The sequence below is a fragment of the Streptomyces sp. TS71-3 genome (assembly GCF_018327685.1).
Classification (GTDB): domain Bacteria; phylum Actinomycetota; class Actinomycetes; order Streptomycetales; family Streptomycetaceae; genus Streptomyces.
In genome coordinates this window covers 1,546,029-1,564,190 of record NZ_BNEL01000001.1, presented here as the reverse complement: position 1 = coordinate 1,564,190, position 18,162 = coordinate 1,546,029, and the positions used below count along the sequence as shown (strand labels likewise).

Annotated in this window: 12 protein-coding genes and 1 pseudogene; 7 read left to right on the top strand and 6 right to left on the bottom strand. The window is 73.0% G+C overall.

From position 1 onward, the window contains the following. Positions 1 to 121: 121 nt before the first annotated feature. Positions 122 to 949 (bottom strand): oxidoreductase, encoded by an 828-nt coding sequence (locus Sm713_RS06475; protein ID WP_212908700.1) that lies wholly within the window; start codon positions 947 to 949, stop codon positions 122 to 124. Positions 950 to 1,087: 138 nt separating this feature from the next. Between Sm713_RS06475 and Sm713_RS06470 the strand changes: the two genes are divergently transcribed. The 3 genes from Sm713_RS06470 (at position 1,088) to Sm713_RS06460 (ending at position 4,612) form a co-directional block, all read left to right on the top strand. Further along, complete coding sequence (locus Sm713_RS06470) at positions 1,088 to 2,005, top strand: LysR family transcriptional regulator (protein ID WP_212908699.1); 918 nt, start codon at positions 1,088 to 1,090, stop codon at positions 2,003 to 2,005. 466 nt (positions 2,006 to 2,471) lie between these two features. Next, complete coding sequence (locus tag Sm713_RS06465; RefSeq protein WP_283249764.1) at positions 2,472 to 3,158, top strand: response regulator transcription factor; 687 nt, start codon at positions 2,472 to 2,474, stop codon at positions 3,156 to 3,158. Between the two features lie 86 nt (positions 3,159 to 3,244). Further along, entirely contained in the window at positions 3,245 to 4,612 is a 1,368-nt protein-coding gene (locus Sm713_RS06460; protein ID WP_212908698.1) for a HAMP domain-containing sensor histidine kinase, read from the top strand. Positions 4,613 to 4,840: 228 nt separating this feature from the next. Here Sm713_RS06460 and Sm713_RS06455 read toward each other — a convergent pair whose 3' ends face one another. The 3 genes from Sm713_RS06455 to Sm713_RS06445 all read right to left on the bottom strand — a co-directional run bounded on the left by Sm713_RS06455 (position 4,841) and on the right by Sm713_RS06445 (position 10,065). Further along, the gene (locus Sm713_RS06455; protein WP_212908697.1) at positions 4,841 to 5,848 is read right to left on the bottom strand and encodes a chitinase; all 1,008 of its coding nucleotides are present in this window, start codon (positions 5,846 to 5,848) and stop codon (positions 4,841 to 4,843) included. A 393-nt stretch (positions 5,849 to 6,241) separates the two neighbouring features. Further along, positions 6,242 to 7,198, bottom strand: coding sequence for a PHB depolymerase family esterase (locus Sm713_RS06450; RefSeq protein ID WP_249416134.1), 957 nt, complete (start codon positions 7,196 to 7,198; stop codon positions 6,242 to 6,244). Positions 7,199 to 8,130: 932 nt separating this feature from the next. Then, complete coding sequence (locus tag Sm713_RS06445) at positions 8,131 to 10,065, bottom strand: alpha-L-fucosidase (protein ID WP_212908696.1); 1,935 nt, start codon at positions 10,063 to 10,065, stop codon at positions 8,131 to 8,133. Positions 10,066 to 10,206: 141 nt separating this feature from the next. Here Sm713_RS06445 and Sm713_RS06440 point away from each other — a divergent pair, with 141 nt between their 5' ends. The 4 genes from Sm713_RS06440 to Sm713_RS06425 all read left to right on the top strand — a co-directional run bounded on the left by Sm713_RS06440 (position 10,207) and on the right by Sm713_RS06425 (position 15,714). Continuing rightward, positions 10,207 to 11,322 (top strand): MurR/RpiR family transcriptional regulator, encoded by a 1,116-nt coding sequence (locus Sm713_RS06440; RefSeq protein ID WP_212908695.1) that lies wholly within the window; start codon positions 10,207 to 10,209, stop codon positions 11,320 to 11,322. A 1-nt stretch (position 11,323) separates the two neighbouring features. Further along, on the top strand, positions 11,324 to 12,085 hold the full coding sequence (locus Sm713_RS06435; RefSeq protein ID WP_212908694.1) for a sugar isomerase domain-containing protein: 762 nt from the start codon (positions 11,324 to 11,326) through the stop codon (positions 12,083 to 12,085). 91 nt (positions 12,086 to 12,176) lie between these two features. Then, entirely contained in the window at positions 12,177 to 14,156 is a 1,980-nt protein-coding gene (locus Sm713_RS06430; RefSeq protein ID WP_212908693.1) for a family 20 glycosylhydrolase, read from the top strand. A 355-nt stretch (positions 14,157 to 14,511) separates the two neighbouring features. Next, on the top strand, positions 14,512 to 15,714 hold the full coding sequence (locus tag Sm713_RS06425) for an IS110 family transposase (protein ID WP_212911822.1): 1,203 nt from the start codon (positions 14,512 to 14,514) through the stop codon (positions 15,712 to 15,714). A gap of 120 nt (positions 15,715 to 15,834) precedes the next feature. Here Sm713_RS06425 and Sm713_RS06420 read toward each other — a convergent pair whose 3' ends face one another. Both Sm713_RS06420 and Sm713_RS06415 read right to left on the bottom strand, forming a co-directional pair. Then, the gene (locus Sm713_RS06420) at positions 15,835 to 16,728 is read right to left on the bottom strand and encodes a geranyl diphosphate 2-C-methyltransferase (protein ID WP_212908692.1); all 894 of its coding nucleotides are present in this window, start codon (positions 16,726 to 16,728) and stop codon (positions 15,835 to 15,837) included. Between the two features lie 17 nt (positions 16,729 to 16,745). Continuing rightward, positions 16,746 to 17,837, bottom strand: a pseudogene (locus tag Sm713_RS06415) (family 2 encapsulin nanocompartment cargo protein terpene cyclase); the annotation flags it as partial. Positions 17,838 to 18,162 lie beyond the last annotated feature (325 nt).

Here is an 18,162-nt window from a genome sequence, read left to right as displayed (position 1 = left end):
GGGCGCGGAGCGGGGGTCCGGGCACAGCCCGTCCGTGGCGCACGGCCGGGCGCGCACCCCTGGGCCGCACACCCAGCCACGCGCCCCAGGCAGCGCACCCCGGGCCACGCACCCCCGCCGCTCAGCCTGCGAAGGCGGTGTCCCGCGCGGCCTCCGCCCAGCTCTCCACCTCGCTCCGGACCTCGGCGAGGTGGCCGAGCACAGCGTCGACGGCGTCGTTCCCGAGCGGCAGGTGCAGCGGAGTCTTCTCGGCCTCAAGGGCGGCGAGGATCACGGCGGCGGCCCTGGCGGGGTCGCCGGGCTGGGCGCCGTCGGCCTCCGCGAGCATGGTGCGGGTGGCGCCGACGGTGTCCGCGTAGTCCCGGATGGCGCCGCTGGCGGAACCGCTGCCGACGAAGGCGGTGCGGAACGCGCCTGGCTCGGCGACGAGCACCTTGACGCCGAGCGGCGCGACCTCGTCCGCCAGCGCCTCGGACATGCCCTCCAGGGCGAACTTCGTGCCGCTGTACGCGCCCACTCCGGCGAACGACATCTGCCCGCCCATGCTGCTCATCTGCACGATCGCCCCCGACCGCCGGGCGCGCATGTGCGGCAGCACGGCCCGCACCAGGGCTGCGGGCCCGAAGACGTGCACGTCGAACAGCGACCGCAGTTCGGCGTCCGTGGTCTCCTCGAAGGCACCGACATGGGCACGCCCGGCGTTGTTGACCAGGACGTCGATACGGCCGTACCGGGCGGCCACGTCGTCCACCAGGGCGGCCGCGGCGGCAGTGTCGGTGACGTCCAGGCGGACCGCCTCCACCTGGTCGGGGTGGGCGGCCACCAGGTCGTCCAGCGTCCCGGGGCGCCGGGCGGCGCCGACCACCACGTCACCGGCGGCGACGGCCGCCTCCGTGATGGCCCGCCCGAAGCCGCTGCCCGCACCCGTGACCAGCCAGACCCGGTTCATATCCGTCTCCTTGAGAAGAGGTGAAGAGGCAATGCAGGGGAACGCCGCGTTTCACCTGCGGCCGCCCGGACCGTTCCCGGGCATGAACAAGGCTGCCGGGAGCCGGGGTTGGCCGTCCAAGACCTGTCGTGATAGCCGATGGTTATGACCGACGTGCACTGCCGTGAACTCCGATACTTCCTCGCGGTCGCCGAGGAACTGCACTTCACCCGCGCCGCCGAGCGCCTGTTCGTGTCACAGCCGGCGCTGAGCAAGCAGATCCGCGCGCTGGAGCGGCAGATCGGCGCCCCGCTCTTCGTCCGTGACCGGCAGGGCGTCTCGCTCACCGCGGTCGGCGAGGCGCTGCTGCCGCACGCCCGGCGGACCCTGGACGCCTGGGACGCGGGCTGGCAGGCCGTGGAGCGGGCCAGGGCCGCCGAGCGGAGCACCCTGGTGGTGGGCATGAGCACCAGCCCGGGCCGCGGGCTGCTGCCCGCCGTCCGGTCCCGCTTCACCGCCGCGCACCCCGAGGCCACGGTGCGGCTGCGGCAGGTCAGCTGGGACGACGCCACGGCCGGGCTCGCCGACGGCGCGAGCGACGTGGCCTTCGTCTGGCTGCCGCTGCCCGGCGAGGAGCGCTACACGTGGACGGTGGTCGCCGAGGAGTACTGCCTCGTCGCCCTCCCGGAGCGGCACCCGCTGGCGTCGCGGGCGGCCGTCCCGTTCGAGGAGCTGCTCGACGAGCCGTTCCTCGCGCTGCCCGCCGACGCGGGCCGGCTGCGCGACCACTGGCTCGCCGTGGACGCGCGCGGGGGCCGGCCGCCGGTCATCGGCGCGGAGGTCGCGAGCACGGAGGAGACCTACGAGGCGCTGGTCGCCGGGCTCGGCGTGGTGCTGCTCGCCGAGGGCAACGCCCCGCTGGTCAGCCTGGGCGGGGTGGTGACCCGCCCGGTGACGGGCCTCGCGCCCCGCCGGTTCGCGCTGGCCTGGCGCACGTCCGACACGCGCCCCCTCGTCAGGGACTACGCACGGGCCTGCGAGGCGGCGGCAGGCAGCCTCCCGGCCTCCGTGGAGTGACCTCCCACGGCTCGGACTCCCACGGCTTGGACTCCGACGGCTCGGACATCTACGTCTCGGACGTCAACGACCTGGGCTTCCACGGCTCGGACGTCCACAGCCTGGGCTTCCACGGCTCGGGCCGGTCGGGGACGGCGGGTGGGACGCGGGGCCGTGGGAAGCGGGACACGAGGCCGTGGGAGGCGGGACGCGGGAAGCGGGACACGGGGGCCTGGAGATGCTCGGGAACACCTTTGTGCGCCCGTGAGTTCACGCTGAGGGCGGATCCCTGGGGACGGGACGGGGACCGGGCCGCACGGGCGGGGCCACCGGGCCGCACGGGCGGGGCCACCGGCCCGCCGCCCGCGGCCATCGGATCCCGGGGGCACTCCCCCACTGCCCTGAACGGGCGTGGGAGGCACCCCCACCCAGGCCCTTCAGGCTCTGGGGGAGGACGGCACAGGAGACGCACCTGGAGGCACGGACGGTGTCAGAGAGACCATCCCGAGCGGCGGACGACCGCCGCATGCTCCTCGTGGAGGACGATCCGGAGCAGGCCCGGATGCTGGCCGAACTGTTCACGCAGGAGGGCTACCGGGTCGACGTGGCGCTCGACGCCCAGCAGGGCCTGCACCTCGCGCTGGACCGGGTGCACCGGATCCTGGTGGTGGACCGCGGGCTGCCGGCCGCCGACGGGCTCGAACTCGTCGGGCGCCTGCGCCGGGTGGGCGTCACGGCCCGCATCCTGGTGCTGACCGCGCTCGGCGGGGCCCCCGACCGGGTGGCGGGCCTGGACGCGGGCGCCGACGACTACCTGGCCAAGCCGTTCGACCTGGACGAGTTACTGGCCCGCGTCCGTGCGCTGGTGCGGCGTCATCTCGACGAGGCGGAGGTGCTGGCGGTAGGCGCCGGCGAGCTGGACGTGGCCCGGCGCGAGGTGCGGCTGCCGGGCGGCCGCCAGGTGCCGCTGTCGGGCCGCGAGTGCGAGCTGCTGCGGCTGCTCGCCAGCCATCCGCGCACCGTCCACAGCCGCCGTGACCTGCGCGGCAGGCTCTTCGCGGGCACCTCTGCGGACTCCCTGGTCGACACCTACGTCTACCACCTGCGGCGCAAGCTCGGCCGGGAGGTCGTCCGCACGGTGCACGGCCTCGGCTACCGGCTGGGCGCGCTGTGAAGCGCGCCGGCGGGCCTCTCGCGCGCGCCGCGGCGCGCGGGGCGCGGCCGGGCGAGCGCGGGGCGGCGTCCGGCGCGGAGGCCAGGATGCTGGCGCGCGCCCGGCGGGTGATCACCGCCTGGGTCACGGCGGTCGCGGCGGTGCTGCTGCTCGCGGTGGGCGGCGTGATCTACGGGGTGGCCGGCGCCGGGCAGGCCTCCGACATCCGCCGCGACCTGCACTACGCGGCCCGGCACGCCGACGTCGACGCACCGCCGCCGTGCGTCTGGCTGGTCGTCGTCCACGGCGCCACGACCCACAGCTCCCCCACCACCCCGAGGGGCTTCCCGGTCTCCGGCGCGCTGCGCGCCGTGGCCGCCGGGCGGCCGGACGTCGAGCGGGACATGACCGTGGGCGGCGCGCGCTACCACGTGCTGACGACGCACCGCGGCCCGGACACCGTGCAGGCCGTGCGCGACCTGCGCTACGCCCAGCGGGACCGGCACCGCCTGCTGGTCGCCATCGCGGTGGCCGAGGCGGCGGGGCTCGCGGGGGCGGCCCTGCTCGGGGCGGTGCTGGCGCGCCGGGCCACCGCCCCGCTGGGCGAGGCGCTCTCCCGCCAGCACCGGTTCGTCGCCGACGCCAGCCACGAGCTGCGCACCCCGCTGACCCGCCTGCACACCCGCGCCCAGCTGCTGGTGCGGCTGGCCGCCACCCTGCCGCTGCCGGACAAGGTCAACGCCGATCTCCGGCAACTGGTCGCCAGCAGCCGGCAGATGGGCGACGTCATCGACGACCTGCTGCTGTCCGCGCAGCTCGCCTCGGTGCCCGGGGAGCGGACCGCGGTGGACCTCGGGGCACTGGCCGAGGAGGTCTGCCGGGACGACCAGGTGCGCGCCGGGCCCGCGGGGCTGGCGCTGGGAGCCCGCGTGGAGGGCGGTCCGCACCTGGTCGCGGGCGTGCCGTCGGCGCTGCGCCGCGCCGTCTCCGCCCTCGTCGACAACGCCCTCGCCCACACCCCGCCGGGCGGCACCGTCACCCTCACCGTGGGCGCGGAATCGGACCCGGACGCGGACGGCGCGGTCGTGCTGACCGTGCGGGACACCGGGCCGGGCCTCGACCCCCGCGCGGCGGACCGGCTCTTCGAGCGGTTCGTGCACGGCGAGACGGGCAGGGGGCGGCGGTTCGGCATCGGGCTCGCGCTGGTGCGTGAGGTGGTGCACGGGCACGGCGGCACGATCGGCGTGGAGGGCGCGCCGGGCACGGGCGCGTGCTTCACCGTTCGGCTTCCCGCGCTGGACCCGCCGCCCCGCCCGCCGCGCACCCGACCGTGCCGTACCGCGCTGGCCCGGCGCGCCCCGGACCGGACACCCCGGGCCGCGGCCACGGACACCGGCACCGGCACCGCGGGGACCGAGACGGCCGGCACCGGCACCGCGGACCCGCAAGCGGCCCGCCGGCCGGCCCCGCACTGACCCGCGGCGGCGCCACCCCGACGTCGGCGCCCCTCTGTCGGACCTCTTCCCGGGCAAACGAAAACGGCCCGGCAGGGGCGTCCCATCCCAACGCCAAACCCCTGCCGGACCGTTGCTTCGGACCGCCGGATCGACCCACCGGTTGAATCCACCGGATGAACCCACCCGGTCAACTCACGGAATCAACTCACCGGGTCAACCCGTCGGATCAACGGTCGATGATGCCGATCAACCGTTGAACGCGTCGGCGAACGCGAGCTGGCCCTGCTCGACGCCACTGCACGTCGGGGACGCGGTGGGCTTGTCGATGCCCTTCTTGGCCACGGAGCCGCACGCCGTGTCCCTGTTCACCGACCAGAACGACAGCCGCCCGACGCCCTTGCCCGCGGCCCAGCTCGCCACCGACGAGGCGTTGTCCAGGGAGAACGTGGAGTTGTCGTCGTTGACGCCGATCATCGGGGTGATGCCGAGGTTGCCGTAGCCGTAGCTGGAGTCGACCGACTGCATCTGGCCGAGGGTGGCGTCGGCCGCGGCGGTCGCCGCCTTCCCCATGTCCTGGTCGCCCTGGTAGTAGTCCATCGTCATGATGTTGACGATGTCGATCTTTACCCCGGCGTCCTTGGCGGCCTTGATGATGTTGACGCCGTCGGCGGTGAGCCCGTCGGGCAGCACGGGCAGGGTGACGGAGAACGTCAGGTCGGGGTTGGCGGCCTTGAGGCTCTTCATCGCCTGCATGTTGCGGGTCGCCGCGGCGGTGTCCGCGATGGCCCCGCCCTCGATGTCGAAGTCGAGCGACTTCACGCCGTAGGAGTCGATGATCTTCTGGTAGCCCGACTCGATCGCGCTCTGGTCCGTGCAGGTCCAGGCGAGCGGCAGGCCGGCGGCGCCGCCGGAGGAGACGATCACGGAAGCACCCGCGTCCTGTGCCTTCTTGATCAGCGGATCGGTGTTCGGGTCGTCGCCGACCGGGAGCGTGTCGCCCCAGATCTGGTTGCAGCCGGAGCCCAGCACGAAGGCGGCGGTGAACGACTTGACGCCGTGTCCGCTGATGGCGGTGTCCAGCAGGTTCTCGTTGGAGTTGGACATGTCCGCGTACGGCGCGAAGGTGCCGGCCGCCAGCTTGGGCGCGGGCTCCGCGGAGGCGGACGGCACCACCACGACCGCCGTGCCGACCGCGAGGGCGGCCACCGCCGCACCCACCGCGACGCGAGAGGTGGCCTTTCCGGATGTGGGCATGCCAAGAACGCGGCGCATAGTCGTGAAGTCCTTCCGTGACAGCGTGGGGGGAGGCCCTCCGCTCCGGCGGATGTCGGGCTTCGCGCGAAGCCGTGTGGGGCACCGGACCGGCGGACGTGACGTACATATTTGGACTAGACCAAAGGTGGCGTCAACCCTGCCGACGAACCTTTCCTGAAACCCCACACACCCCGGCACCGCTCACCCGGCGCAGGCGTGGCACACGAGGGCCACGGCTCGTCAGGGAATTTCCGGCCGCCTGCCCTGGTGCCGACCGCGGACATGCGAAGGGCGCGGGTACGGCCGGGTGGCCGTACCCGCGCCCTCGGGATGGATCGAAGCCCGCGCCCTCACGTGGGACCGGAAGGCGGAACCGAAGGGTGAACCGGAAGGTCAGGGAGCCAGGCCGAAGAAGGTCAGGGCTCGGGCCGCCATGCCGCTGGTGGGCAGGGAGTGGCCGACGCCCGCGATGCTGATGCCCTCGACGGGCGCCTGGGCGGAGCTGCTGCCGTAGCGGGTGCGGGTCCAGCCGGACTGCGGCTGGTCAGTGGCGGCCGGGGTCTGGCTCACGCCGAGGACGTTGGTCCACTGCTTGATCTCCTCCCCGAAGTTGGGGTAGCGCAGCGTGGTGTCGCTGGTCCCGTGCCACAACTGCACCCGCGGCCGGGCGCCGCTGTAACCGGGGTAGGCGCCGCGCGCCAGGTCTCCCCACTGCTGGGGGGTCTTGGTGATCTGGCCGTTGGCGCAGGCGGAGTTCCAGCCGGAGCCGTCATTGGTGGCGAAGCAGCCGAACGGCACGCCCATGAAGGCGGAGCCGGCCTTGAACAGGTCGGGGTAGTCGCCGAGCAGGACGTCCGTCATCATCGCGCCCGAGGAGGCCCCGGTGACGAAGACCCGGCTCGCGTCCGCCCTGTGCTGCTGGATCGCGTACCTGACCATGGACGCGATGCTGCTCGGGTCGCTGCCCCCCTCGTGCCGCAGCGCCTGGGACGTGGAGACGTCGAAGCACTGGCCGCTGACGTTGGCGTCGGGGTAGACGACGATGAAGCCGTACTGGTCGGCCAGCCTCGCGAACTCGGTGCCGGAGAAGAAGGCCTGGGCGGTTCCGGTGCAGTAGTGCACGGCCACCAGGACCGCCGGGTTGGACTTCACCGAGTTCGGCACGTACTCGTACATCTTCAGGTTGCCCGGGTTGTTCCCGAAGTTGGACACCTGCGTCAGCGTCGCCGCGGGCTGCCGCACCTCCGTCGGGGCGGCGGACTCGGCGGAGGCGGACGTCAGCGCGCCCGCGGCGAGCAGGACCGACGCGGCCACGGCGGCCAGCGCGGTCATGCGGAGTCTGGTGAACATCTGGGACCCTTTCAGCTGCGGGTGTGTGGGGTGCGGCCGTGCGCGCACAGGCGCGTGCACGTGCGCACGTGACCTGTGCCGGCGCGTGTGCGTGTACGTGTGACCTGCGCGTGCGACCTGTGCGTGTGCATGTGCCGGAGCACCCTGTGCCGTCCGCCCGCCCTGCGCGCCCTGCCCGATCGGCCGGCCCCGCGCGACGCAGGTGCGAGCCACGGGCACCCTGACACCGGAGCTTTCGAAATTCGAGCGAAACTATCGCACTACGACCGGAGGCCGTCAAGAAGTCAGGCATGGAACGCCCCGCTCGCGGATCACGCGTGGATGACCATGCGGCCAGACGAGTAAAGGGATTTCGGCCAGAACCTGGGTGCCGGAGGACGGCTTCAGTAGCTCCGCCCACCACCTAAAACTTTCGAGACCACGTCACCAGACCCGGGCTCACCGGTGGCCGGCCCACCCACTGCCCACCTCCCACCGTCTTTCAGGCTCGGTGCACCGCAGTGTTGACGCCGGGGCAACGCGGCCGTAGCTTCCACGCATTCGATGTGCCGGATGTGGCCGGAGGCGCTGCGCGAGTGCGGTGTCGCTACCGGCCCGGCCGCGGGTGCCTCCCCTGCCGTGGGCAGAGCCTGACCGGTGGGCACCTCGCGATGGCGAGCGGCAGCCTTACCGGATCCAGGCGGGCATCGCCCCGCTCGGTCGGGGGGATGGGCCCCCGGCCGGCGTGCGCGGCGCCCCCCGTGCGCCGGCCGGGTCTGCCGTCCGTGCGCCATGCCCTCGTTGCGGAAGGCCGCGACACCCGTGGTCAGGACCCTCACACCACGACGAGACCCCGTACCCGCCCCGGACGCCGGTCTCGCTGGAGTGCGAGGGCGTCCGGTTCGGGCCGGGGTCCGTTGGGCCGGTGGGCGACTACGGCTTCGGGGCTCGGGCTACGGCTGCACGGATGCCGTCCGGTAGAGGCCGACGGTGGCCAGGTGCGGGGTGGCGCGGGCGGTGTCGACGGTGATGCGGATCCGGGCGGTGGTCACCGGGGCGTCCAGGAGCAGCAGGCGCTCGTGGCCGATGGTGGTGCCGGTGCCCGTCCGGGTCCACTGGCCGTTCTGCCAGGTGTCGACGGTGAAGTGCTCGACGTGCTGGCCCCGGGTGATGTCCTCGCCGAGGGCGATCTGGTCGAAGGCGGCCGGGTGCGGCAGGGACAGGGTGAGGGCGCCGGTGGTGGCCCCGGCCTTCGGCGACCAGCCCGTGTGCAGGTCGTCGTCGGTGAGCGAGCGGGGCGCGGTCAGCAGGTTGGTGCGGTAGGTGTCGCGGATCGCCGTGCCGAACGACGTCAGCGAGGCCACGTCCGCGCCGGCGATCCGGCCGTCCGTGCCGGGCGGCGTGTTCAGCAGCATCACCGCGTTGCGGCCCACCGACTGCTGGTACTTGGTGACGAGCTTCGACGGTGGCTGCGGCGACTCGTCGGGGTGGTAGAACCAGCCGGGCCTGATCGAGGAGTCCGCCTCGGCCGGGAACCACTGGAGGTAGCGCACGTCGGGCCCGGTGAGCACGGCCCGCGATCCGATGTCCTCGGCCTGGGCGCCGCCCGGGATCAGGCCCTCGTTGTGCGCGGTGGACGGGTCGGCGGTGGCCGGGACCACGCTCCACTCGGTGTCGCGGGCCACGCCCGCCTCGTTGCCGACCCACCGGGTGCCCTGCGGTCCGGCGAAGACCACGGTGTCCGGCGAGAGGGTGTTGATCAGCTTGAACCAGGCGGTGAAGTCGTAGGGCTCGCTGACGCCGGAGCCGGCCCACGGGTTGGCGCCGTCCAGCCACAGCTCGTCGATGGGGCCGTACTGCGTGAACAGCTCGTACAGCTGGTTCATGTAGTAGGTGTTGTAGTCGTCCTCGGTGACGTGGAACGTCGGCAGGGTGCCGTGCGCGACGCGCGCGGCCCGGTCGTCGCCCGGGACGAGGGTGGGGATGGTGCGCGGCACGGCCGCGCTGTCGTTGCCGTACCTGCCGTGGCCCGCGGGCGGCGCGGGCGCGTCCTGAAGGGTGGCCACCTCCGCGGTGGAGCGCTGGGACGGCGGCTTGGCCTCGATGGACGGGATGTAGGTGTCCTCGTGCCAGGCGTGCGGCAGTTCGGCGCCGTCCGTGGGCGAGAGGTAGATCCCGACGCGCAGCCCGGCGGCGCGCGCCGCCCGCACGTAGGAGCCGAGGATGTCCCCCTGCGGGTTCCGGCAGCCGGCGTCGCGGACCTGCCAGAACGCCGACGGATCGGTGTCCCGCCGCTGTTCGGCGCCGGCCCGTGCCGTGCCGGCCGCATCCGCCTGCGCGCAGCCGGAGGTCCGTACCCACCAGGGGCTCGCCACCACCGAGTGGTCGCTGTACCGCGTCGGGTACAGCACGAATCCGTCGTGGTGCTTGGCGGTGAAGATGACCTCCTTGGCACCGCTCGCCTTGTAGGCCCGCATCCACTGCGTCACGTCGGCGGCGGGCGGGTCGAAGCGCGACTCGTCCTCCATGCCCGAGCCCCACTCGCGGTCGGTGAAGGTGTTCATCCCGAAGTGGGTGAAGGCGATCACCTTCCGCTGCTGCCAGGCCACTTGGGAGTCCCGCGGCACGATGTTCGCCGCCTTGTCCAGGATCCGGTCCGGGGTGTCGCAGGGCTCGACGGGCATCACGGGCGCGGGGTGGACGGGGCCCGAACACGGCTTCTGAGCGGTGGCCGCCGCGGACACGGCGGTTGTGGCCGCCGCGGACACGGGTGCGCCGGCCGCGGCCGGCAGGATGCCGCCGACCACGAGCGCGGCCACCAGGAGTAGGCCCGGCGCGCGGTGCCGGCCGCCTCCCCGGCGCCGTCCGGAGAGCTGACGAGGTCTCATCGGGTGCGTTCGCTCCCTTCCCACTGGCCGGAGCAGGCCCGGCGTCCGGTCGCCACGACCGCGTTCTCACCGCCTTGACAGGCCTCCCGGCGGCCTGAGAATAGTTACCGCATCGGCCGATAGGAAGAGGTAATTATTTTCATGGCCACGGGAGGGCTGATTCCCCGGCTGCGCGCTCTGCGGCCGGAGTTGAGCGGGGCGTCGGGCCGGGTGGCCGACCGGCTGCTCGCCGATCCGGCCGCCGCGGCGGCGATGACCATCCAGGAGCTGGCCGCGGCCGCGGGCACCTCGCCCGCGACCGTCACCCGGGTGTGCCGCAGGGCCGGCCTGGACGGCTACGCGGAACTGCGCATCGCGCTGGCCACGGAGTCCGGCCGGGCGGCAGGCGGCGCGTGGCAGGCGGACCTCGGCGAGGACATCGACGTGTCCGACCCGCCGGAGCGGGTCCTCGCCGTGCTCGCCGCGCGGGACGCCGCCGCCATCCACGACACCGTGGACGCCCTGGACACCGCCGCACTTGAGGCCGCGTGCGACGCGCTCGCCGGGGCCCGCCGCGTGGATCTGTACGGCGTCGGGGGCAGCGCGATCGTCGCCACCGAGCTCCAGTTGCGGCTGCACCGCATCGGGTGCGCCGTGTGGGCGTGGGCCGAGGTGCACTCGGCGCTCACCAGCGCGAGCCAGCTCGGTCCCGGGGACGTGGCCGTCGGCATCTCGCACACCGGCGAGACGGCCGAGACCTGCCGGCCGCTCGCGGTGGCCGCCGACCGCGGCGCCACCACCATCGCCCTGACCAACGCCCCCGGCGCCACGCTCGCGAGGACGGCAGCGACGGTGCTCACCACGTCCGTGCGCTCCCTCAGCCTGCGGCCGGACTTCCTGGCCGCGCGCCACTCCCAGCTCATCGTGCTCGACGCGCTCTACATGGGCGTGGCCCAGCGCACCTACGGCCGTACGGCCCAGGCACTGGAGGCCACCGCCGCGACCATCGCCGAGCACCGCAGGGCCTACCCCGCGAGGCGGGCCGTCCAGCGCGGCGGGGCGGGACGCGGCGGCGAGCCGGAGGCCGCCGGCGGCACCGGCGACGGGAGCGGCGACGGCGGCCCTACGGCCCAGGGCCCCGGCGCGGCTCCCGGGGACGGCGGGGCTCCGGGCCCCGGCCCGGGTTCCGCCGGCACCCGTACCCCCGAAGGCGGCCCCCCGGCCGCCCATCCCCCGACCACCCATGGTCCGACCACCCACGGAGAGGGACACCTCTGAGATGACTTCCGACACCATTTCCGGCACCGCCTACTGGGAGACCGTCCAGCAGGAGCTGCCGGGCACGGTCGAGCGGGCGCGGGACAGCGTCGGCGAGGCCGCGGACCTGATCGCCGCCGCGCTGCGGGACAAGGGCGTGATCCAGGTCTTCGGCACCGGGCACTCCCAGGCGCTCGCCATGGAGGTCGCCGGCCGGGCGGGCGGTCTGGTGCCCACCAACCAGCTCTCCATCCGCGACCGGGTGCTCTTCGGCCACGAGGACCCCGAGGAGGCGCTCGACCCGTTCGCCGAGCGGGACCCCGCGGTCGCCGCGAAGGTGCTCGACCTCGCGGAGATCCACCCCGCAGACATCTTCATCATCGCCAGCCAGTCGGGCGGCAACGGCGCCATCGTGGAGATGGCCCGGCTCGTCAAGGAGCGCGGCCACAAGGTGATCGCGCTGACGTCGGTCGCCCACTCCTCCCGGATCACCGCCCGGCACCCCAGCGGGCAGCGGCTGTTCGAGGTGGCGGACGTGGTGCTGGACAACGGCGCCCCGTTCGGCGACGCCGCCCTCCAGCTCCCGGACGGCACCGGAGTCTGCGCGCTCAGCACCATCAGCGGCGCCGTGCTCGTCCAGATGACCGTCGCCGAGACGGTGGCCCGGCTGCTCGCGGCCGGTGTCACCCCGCCGCTCTACCAGTCGGCGAACGTGCCCGGCTCCGACGAGCGCAACGCCCGTCTCGAAGCGGAGTACGCCGGACGCATCCGGCGCACCGCCTGAGCCCGGTGCGCGGCGGCCCGGCAGGTCCGCCGCGCACCGAACCCCCCACTGGAACCGAGGACCCGAGGCCCAACAGTGTGAGGAGCACGTCGTGACACGTCATTTCCGACCGCGACCGGGACCGGGATGGGCAGCGCCCCTGCTGTCCGCCCTGGCCCTGCTCGTTCCGGCGGCCCTGCCCGCGGCCGCCGCGGTGCCCGGCGCCCCCGCGGCCGCCGCACGAGCCGAAACCACGGCGGGCGCCCCCAGGGTGCTGCCCGCACTCACCCGATGGACCCCGGGCGAGGGCAGCCTGCAACTCGGCCGCCGCTCCGCCGTGGTCGCCGGCGACCGGGCGCTGCGCGCCGACGCGACCGCGCTCGCCGGCGACGTGGCCACCGCCACCGGCCTGCGGCTGCCCGTCACCACCGGTGCGCGGCAGCACCCGGGCGACGTGGTGCTGCGCCTCGACCCGTCCCGGGGGGACCTCGGCACGGAGGGCTACGCGCTGGACGTCTCCGGCACGGTCCGGATCACCGCGGCCACCGAGACCGGCGTGTACCACGGCACCCGTACGGTCCTCCAGATGCTCGGCAGCGGGCGGAGCCTGCCGAAGGGCACCGCCGTCGACGTGCCGAAGTACGCCGAACGGGGCGTGGACGTGTGCGCGTGCTACATCCACATCTCGATGGACTGGTTCGAGCGGCTGATGCGCGACATGTCCTATCTGAAGCTGAACCAGCTCCAGATCGAGGCGAAGGTCGCCAGCGACGTGGACCCGAAGACGAAGTTCTGGGGCTACTACACCAAGGACGAGGTGCGGCGGCTGTCCGCCATGGCCCGCACGTACCACATCACGCTGGTGCCGGAGATCAACTCCCCCGGGCACATAGACCCCTACCTGGAGAACCACCCCGAACTCCAGCTCACCGACGCCTCCGGCACGAAGTCCCCCACCCGGCTGGACATCACGCAGCCGGAGGCCTTCGACTTCTACACCAGGCTGGTGGACGAGGCGCTCACGGTGTGGGACACGCCGTACTGGCACATGGGCGCCGACGAGTACATGCTCGGCTCCGACTTCGCGAACTATCCGCAGATCGCGGCCTACGCGAAGGCGAAGTACGGGGAGAAGGCGACCCCGCAGGACGCCTTCGTCGACTTCGTCAACCGCGTCGACGCGCACGTCCGCGCCGGCGGCCGCACCCTGCGGATCTGGAACGACGGCCTGAACGGGCAGAACACCGTCCCGGTGAACAAGGACGTGGTGATCGAGCACTGGCTCACCGAGACCGGAGCACAGCCCTCCGCCCTGCTCGCCGCCGGCAACCCCGTGATGAACTCCGCCTACTCGCTCTACCTGGTGCGCGGCGGCTTCCACATGGACACCCGGAAGCTCTACGAGAGCGACTGGACGCCGCTGTCGTTCGAGGGCGAGACGCTGGCGGGGCCCCAGCCCGGCGTCACCGGCGCGCAGATCTCGCTGTGGCCGGACTCGGCGGCGGCCGAGACGGAGAACGAGGTCGAGAACGACGCGTTCATGCCGCTGCGCTTCGTCGCGCAGGCCACCTGGGGCAGCCCGAAGCCGGCGGCCGACTACGCCGGGTTCAGCGTGCTCGCGCAGGGGATCGGCCATGCCCCGGGCTGGCTGAACGTCACCCGGCTCCCGCTCGCTCACGGCACGTACGCGCTCGCACTGCGCGGCTCGGACAAGCGGCTCACCACGGCGTCGGCGGAGGACGGGGCGCAAGCGCGGTTCGCCTCCGACCCGGCGGCGGCCTGGGCGCTGACGGCCACCGCGGACGGCTACTACGAGGTGCGGGCGGTGCGCGACGGTGCCGTGACGCAGGAGTGCCTGGACGTCGTGGACGGTAAGCACTACCTCGGCGCGCCGCTTGAGGTGGGTGCGGCGGTCACGCAGCAGCCGTGCAAGGACGGTACCCGTACGCAGCGGTGGCAGGTGGTCGGGCACGGCGGGTCCTTCCACCTGCTCAACGCGATCTCGCAGTTGGGGGTGGCCGCGGGGGCGGGGGGTGCGGCGGTGCAGGTGGTCCCGGATGCGGGGGGCGCGCTTCGCGCGGATCCGCGGTAGGCCGGGCCGGGGTTCTGCGGTGACCCGGCTGGCCCCTCGGGCGGGTGGCCGGGTCGTTCCCCTCTGGGCCGGTGGCCCGGATCGGACCAGACTGCCCCCGTTATCTTTTTCGCGGTCCTGCAAGAGGGCCGCTGGCCTCCGGGCCCGGCATGACTGTGTCCCCCTGTCCGAGATGACGTGGGGGGTGGTGTTCACCGGGCCCGAGAGGTGCCGTCGGAGCCGCTGATGAGAGGTCCGGCCACCGTCCGGTCCGGCGCAACGCCGGACAGTTCACGGGCGGCAGGTCTGCATAACGTGGATGCGCGCGTACGACACCGAAGCCCAGGCCAGCCGCACCAAAGGAGCTGACAGCACGATGTTCGACACCGGCGACGTGGGCGTCTTCCTCGGCCTGGACGTCGGCAAGACCGCCCACCACGGCCACGGACTCACCCCAGCCGGCAAGAAGGTCTTCGACAAGCCCCTGCCCAACAGCGAACCGAAACTGCGAGCCGTCTTCGACAAGCTGGCCGCCAAATTCGGCACCGTCCTGCTGATCGTGGACCAGCCCGCCTCGATCGGCGCTCTGCCACTGACCGTGGCCCGGGACGCAGGCTGCAAGGTCGCCTACCTGCCCGGACTTGCGATGCGCAGGATCGCCGACCTCTACCCGGGCGAGGCCAAGACCGACGCCAAGGACGCCGCGGTCATCGCGGACGCCGCCCGCACCATGCCCCACACCCTGCGGTCCCTGGAACTGACCGATGAGATCACCGCCGAACTCACCGTGCTGGTCGGCTTCGACCAGGATCTTGCCACCGAGGCCACACGCACCAGCAACCGCATACGCGGCCTGCTCACACAGTTCCACCCCAGCCTCGAACGCGTCCTGGGCCCGCGGCTGGATCACCAAGCAGTCACCTGGCTGCTGGAGCGCTACGGATCCCCATCCGCCCTCAGGAAAGCCGGCCGCCGCAAACTCGTCGAAACCATCCGACCCAAAGCCCCGCGCATGGCCCAGCGGCTGATCGACGACGTCTTCGACGCACTCGACGAACAGACCGTCGTGGTCCCGGGGACCGGCACGCTCGACATCGTGATCCCCTCGCTGGCCCGCTCGCTCGCGGCTGTCCACGAACAGCGCCGCGCTCTTCAAGCGCAGATCGAGGCCCTGCTGGAGGAGCACCCTCTTTCCCAGGTCCTGATCTCGATGCCGGGGATCGCGGTCAGGACCGCTGCCACCCTGCTGGTCACCGTCGGCGACGGCACCAGCTTCCCCACCGCCGCCCATCTCGCCTCCTACGCCGGCCTGGCCCCGACCACCAAGTCGTCGGGCACATCGATCCACGGCGAACACGCGCCACGAGGCGGAAACCGCCAGCTCAAACGGGCGATGTTCCTGTCCGCTTTCGCCGCCTTGCACGATCCCGTCTCCCGCACCTACTACGACCGCTGCCGAGCCAGAGGAAAGACTCATACCCAGGCTCTCCTCCGCCTGGCCCGCCAGCGCATCAGCGTGCTCTACGCGATGCTCCGCGACGGCACCTTCTACGAACACCGAACCCCACGCCCCGCTTGACCAAGGACATAGAGGCACCCCCCAGGGACAGTGGCGATCCGCGCGTATCGCCGTGGCTGGTCGCGCAGTTCCCCGCGCCCCTTCGGGGGCGCCCCCCGTCGTCGTGCCCCGACCTTCTGGTCAGACTCGGTCTGCTGCGATCAGGAGGTACTGGAAAGAGCCGTCCTTGTAGGAGTTGATGAAGGCCTCCTCGATGCCGGTGACCAGGGAAGACGTTGCCCTCAGCTCCCAGTAGGGCAGGGTTGCGGGGGTCAGGTCGATGACCGCTTGCGGTACCAGGCGGTTGTCGGCCATGGCGCGGAGGTACTCCCGGCGGGAGTGGATGTTGCACTCGAAGTGTGCGTTGATCTGGGAGACCCACTTCGAGGGCTGGCCGTAGCGCGGGTTCCAGCAGCCCGTGATGGTCACGTAGCGGCCGCCCACCGCGAGGATCCGGGAGTGTTCGGCGAAGAGGTCGTGCAGGTCGACGTACATGCTCGACTCGTTGTTCCACGACGCCGCGGCCTGCCCCGTCTCGAAGGGCATGCCGAGCATGTTGCAGACGCGGGCCCGGACGTGCTCCTGGATGCCGAGCTCGCGAGCGCGCCGGTTGGCGAAGTCCGCCTGCTTGGCCGACAGGGTGACGCCCTCGACCTTGCACCCGAAGCGCTGGTGGGCCATGACCATCGAGCCGCCGCGCCCGCAGCCGGCGTCCACGAGGGTGTCGTCGCGCTCGACGGGGCCGAGGTGGTCCAGAAGGAGTTCCGCCTGTGCCGATTCCAGGCGGTGGAGCTCCGCGATCAGTTTGCTCTCGGACTCGGCGTCGTCGGCGTGGCCGAGGGCCGCGCGGTCGACGGCGCCGATGCCGTAGTGGTGGTGGTAGAGGCCGTCGACGTCGCCCAGACGCAGGTTCACGGGCCTGGCCTCGGTGTCCCAGTAGCGCGCGATGTCCCCCTGGTAGGGCGTCACGGGGGCGGGGATGAACAGGGAGGTCCCGGTGGAACCGGCGGTGCTGGTGAGCTGGGTGTCGGTCATGGACAGGTCCATTCTTCTTACCAGAAGTCGGGCAGGCTGTAGCGGTAGGTGTTGGTCTGGTGCCAGTAGTGGTTGCCGTCGACCCAGGTGGCCACCCCCTTCAGGAAGCGCTGCACGGTCGGGAGGGGGAAGGCGGCGGCGAGGGCCGCGGCTTCGGTCTCGAAGGCGTGCATCAGGTCGTTGTGGACGTCGACCGTCTTCAGGTAGGCCTCGCGGTCGGAGACGCCCTCACGTTCGGCGATCACCACGGGCAGGTTGAGGTGCCGGCCGGGGCTGGCGAGTTCCTTGGTGTACGAGTACAGGTCGTTCACGATCGTCGTGGCGTTCCCCGCCAGCGCGATGACCCGCTGCATGGCGGGCCGCGCGTGCAGGTCCGCCGGCAGTTCGTAGCCGCCGACGGTGTCGGTGATGGTGGGACAGGGGCGGAAGTTGTTGAACTGGCGCATCGCCAGGTACTCCCACACCTCGGGCACCTCGTCCGTCTGCGCCCAGGCCGCCTCGGCGAGATAGCCCATGTGCAGGCGGGCCATGTCGTGCCGGAACCGGTCGGTCTGCGAGGGGCTGGCCGCCTTGACGAAGTACTCCATGGCGGACCGGTAGGCGCGCCGGGGCGCGTCCGAGTGGAGCGACTCCGCCCACCGCGGCTCGTACTCCTGCGTCGTGTGCAGCGGGTCGAGTGCGGTGTGCGCCAGCAGCAGGCGTGCGCCGAGGCCGACGGGCGAGCCTCCGTGGTCCTCGCAGTAGCAGTCGTCCACGGCGTTCTCGGCGACCATCAGGCGCGTCGCGAGCATCACGTGGTCGACCGTCGGGGCGTCGGGATGGCAGGCGACCATGTACCGCCCCACGGAGAAGCCGTCGAACTGGTCCTCCCACTCGTCGGGGTACAGGTCGACCTCGTCCAGCGCCCAGGCCTTGATCCTGCGGCTGACCTCCTCCACGCGCACCGGGTCGGGCTCCTGCACCGGGTGGTGGTAGAGGCCCGGGATCGCGATGCCCTCCGCCGGTTCCGCCGCCGGCTCCGGCTGCTCCGGCTGCTCCCGCGGCACCGGTGGCTCCGTTCGCCGGACGAGGCTCAGGCCCGCGGTGCCGAGCCCGCTGGGGCCGGGCAACGCTCCCGCCGGCCGGGCACCCGGCACCCGCACTCCGGTGGCCGGCACCTCGGCGGTGGACACCCCGGCCGAGGGCACCTCGGCGGTGGGCACGTCGGCAGGGACCGGGGCGGCGGGCGAGGCCGGCTCCGGGCGCCGGCCCACGTGCAGGCTCGCGGTGCCCAGGCCGCTGGGGCCGCGCAGCACCCGGTCCAGCCCCGCGCCCCGCACCCCGGCGGCCGGGACATCGGCGGGGGCGGGCGGGGACGGCACGGGCGGGCGGGGGCCGGCGGCCTCGGTGGCGCGGGCGGCGGCGTCGGCGAGAACGTGCGCCCCCGCCCGGAGA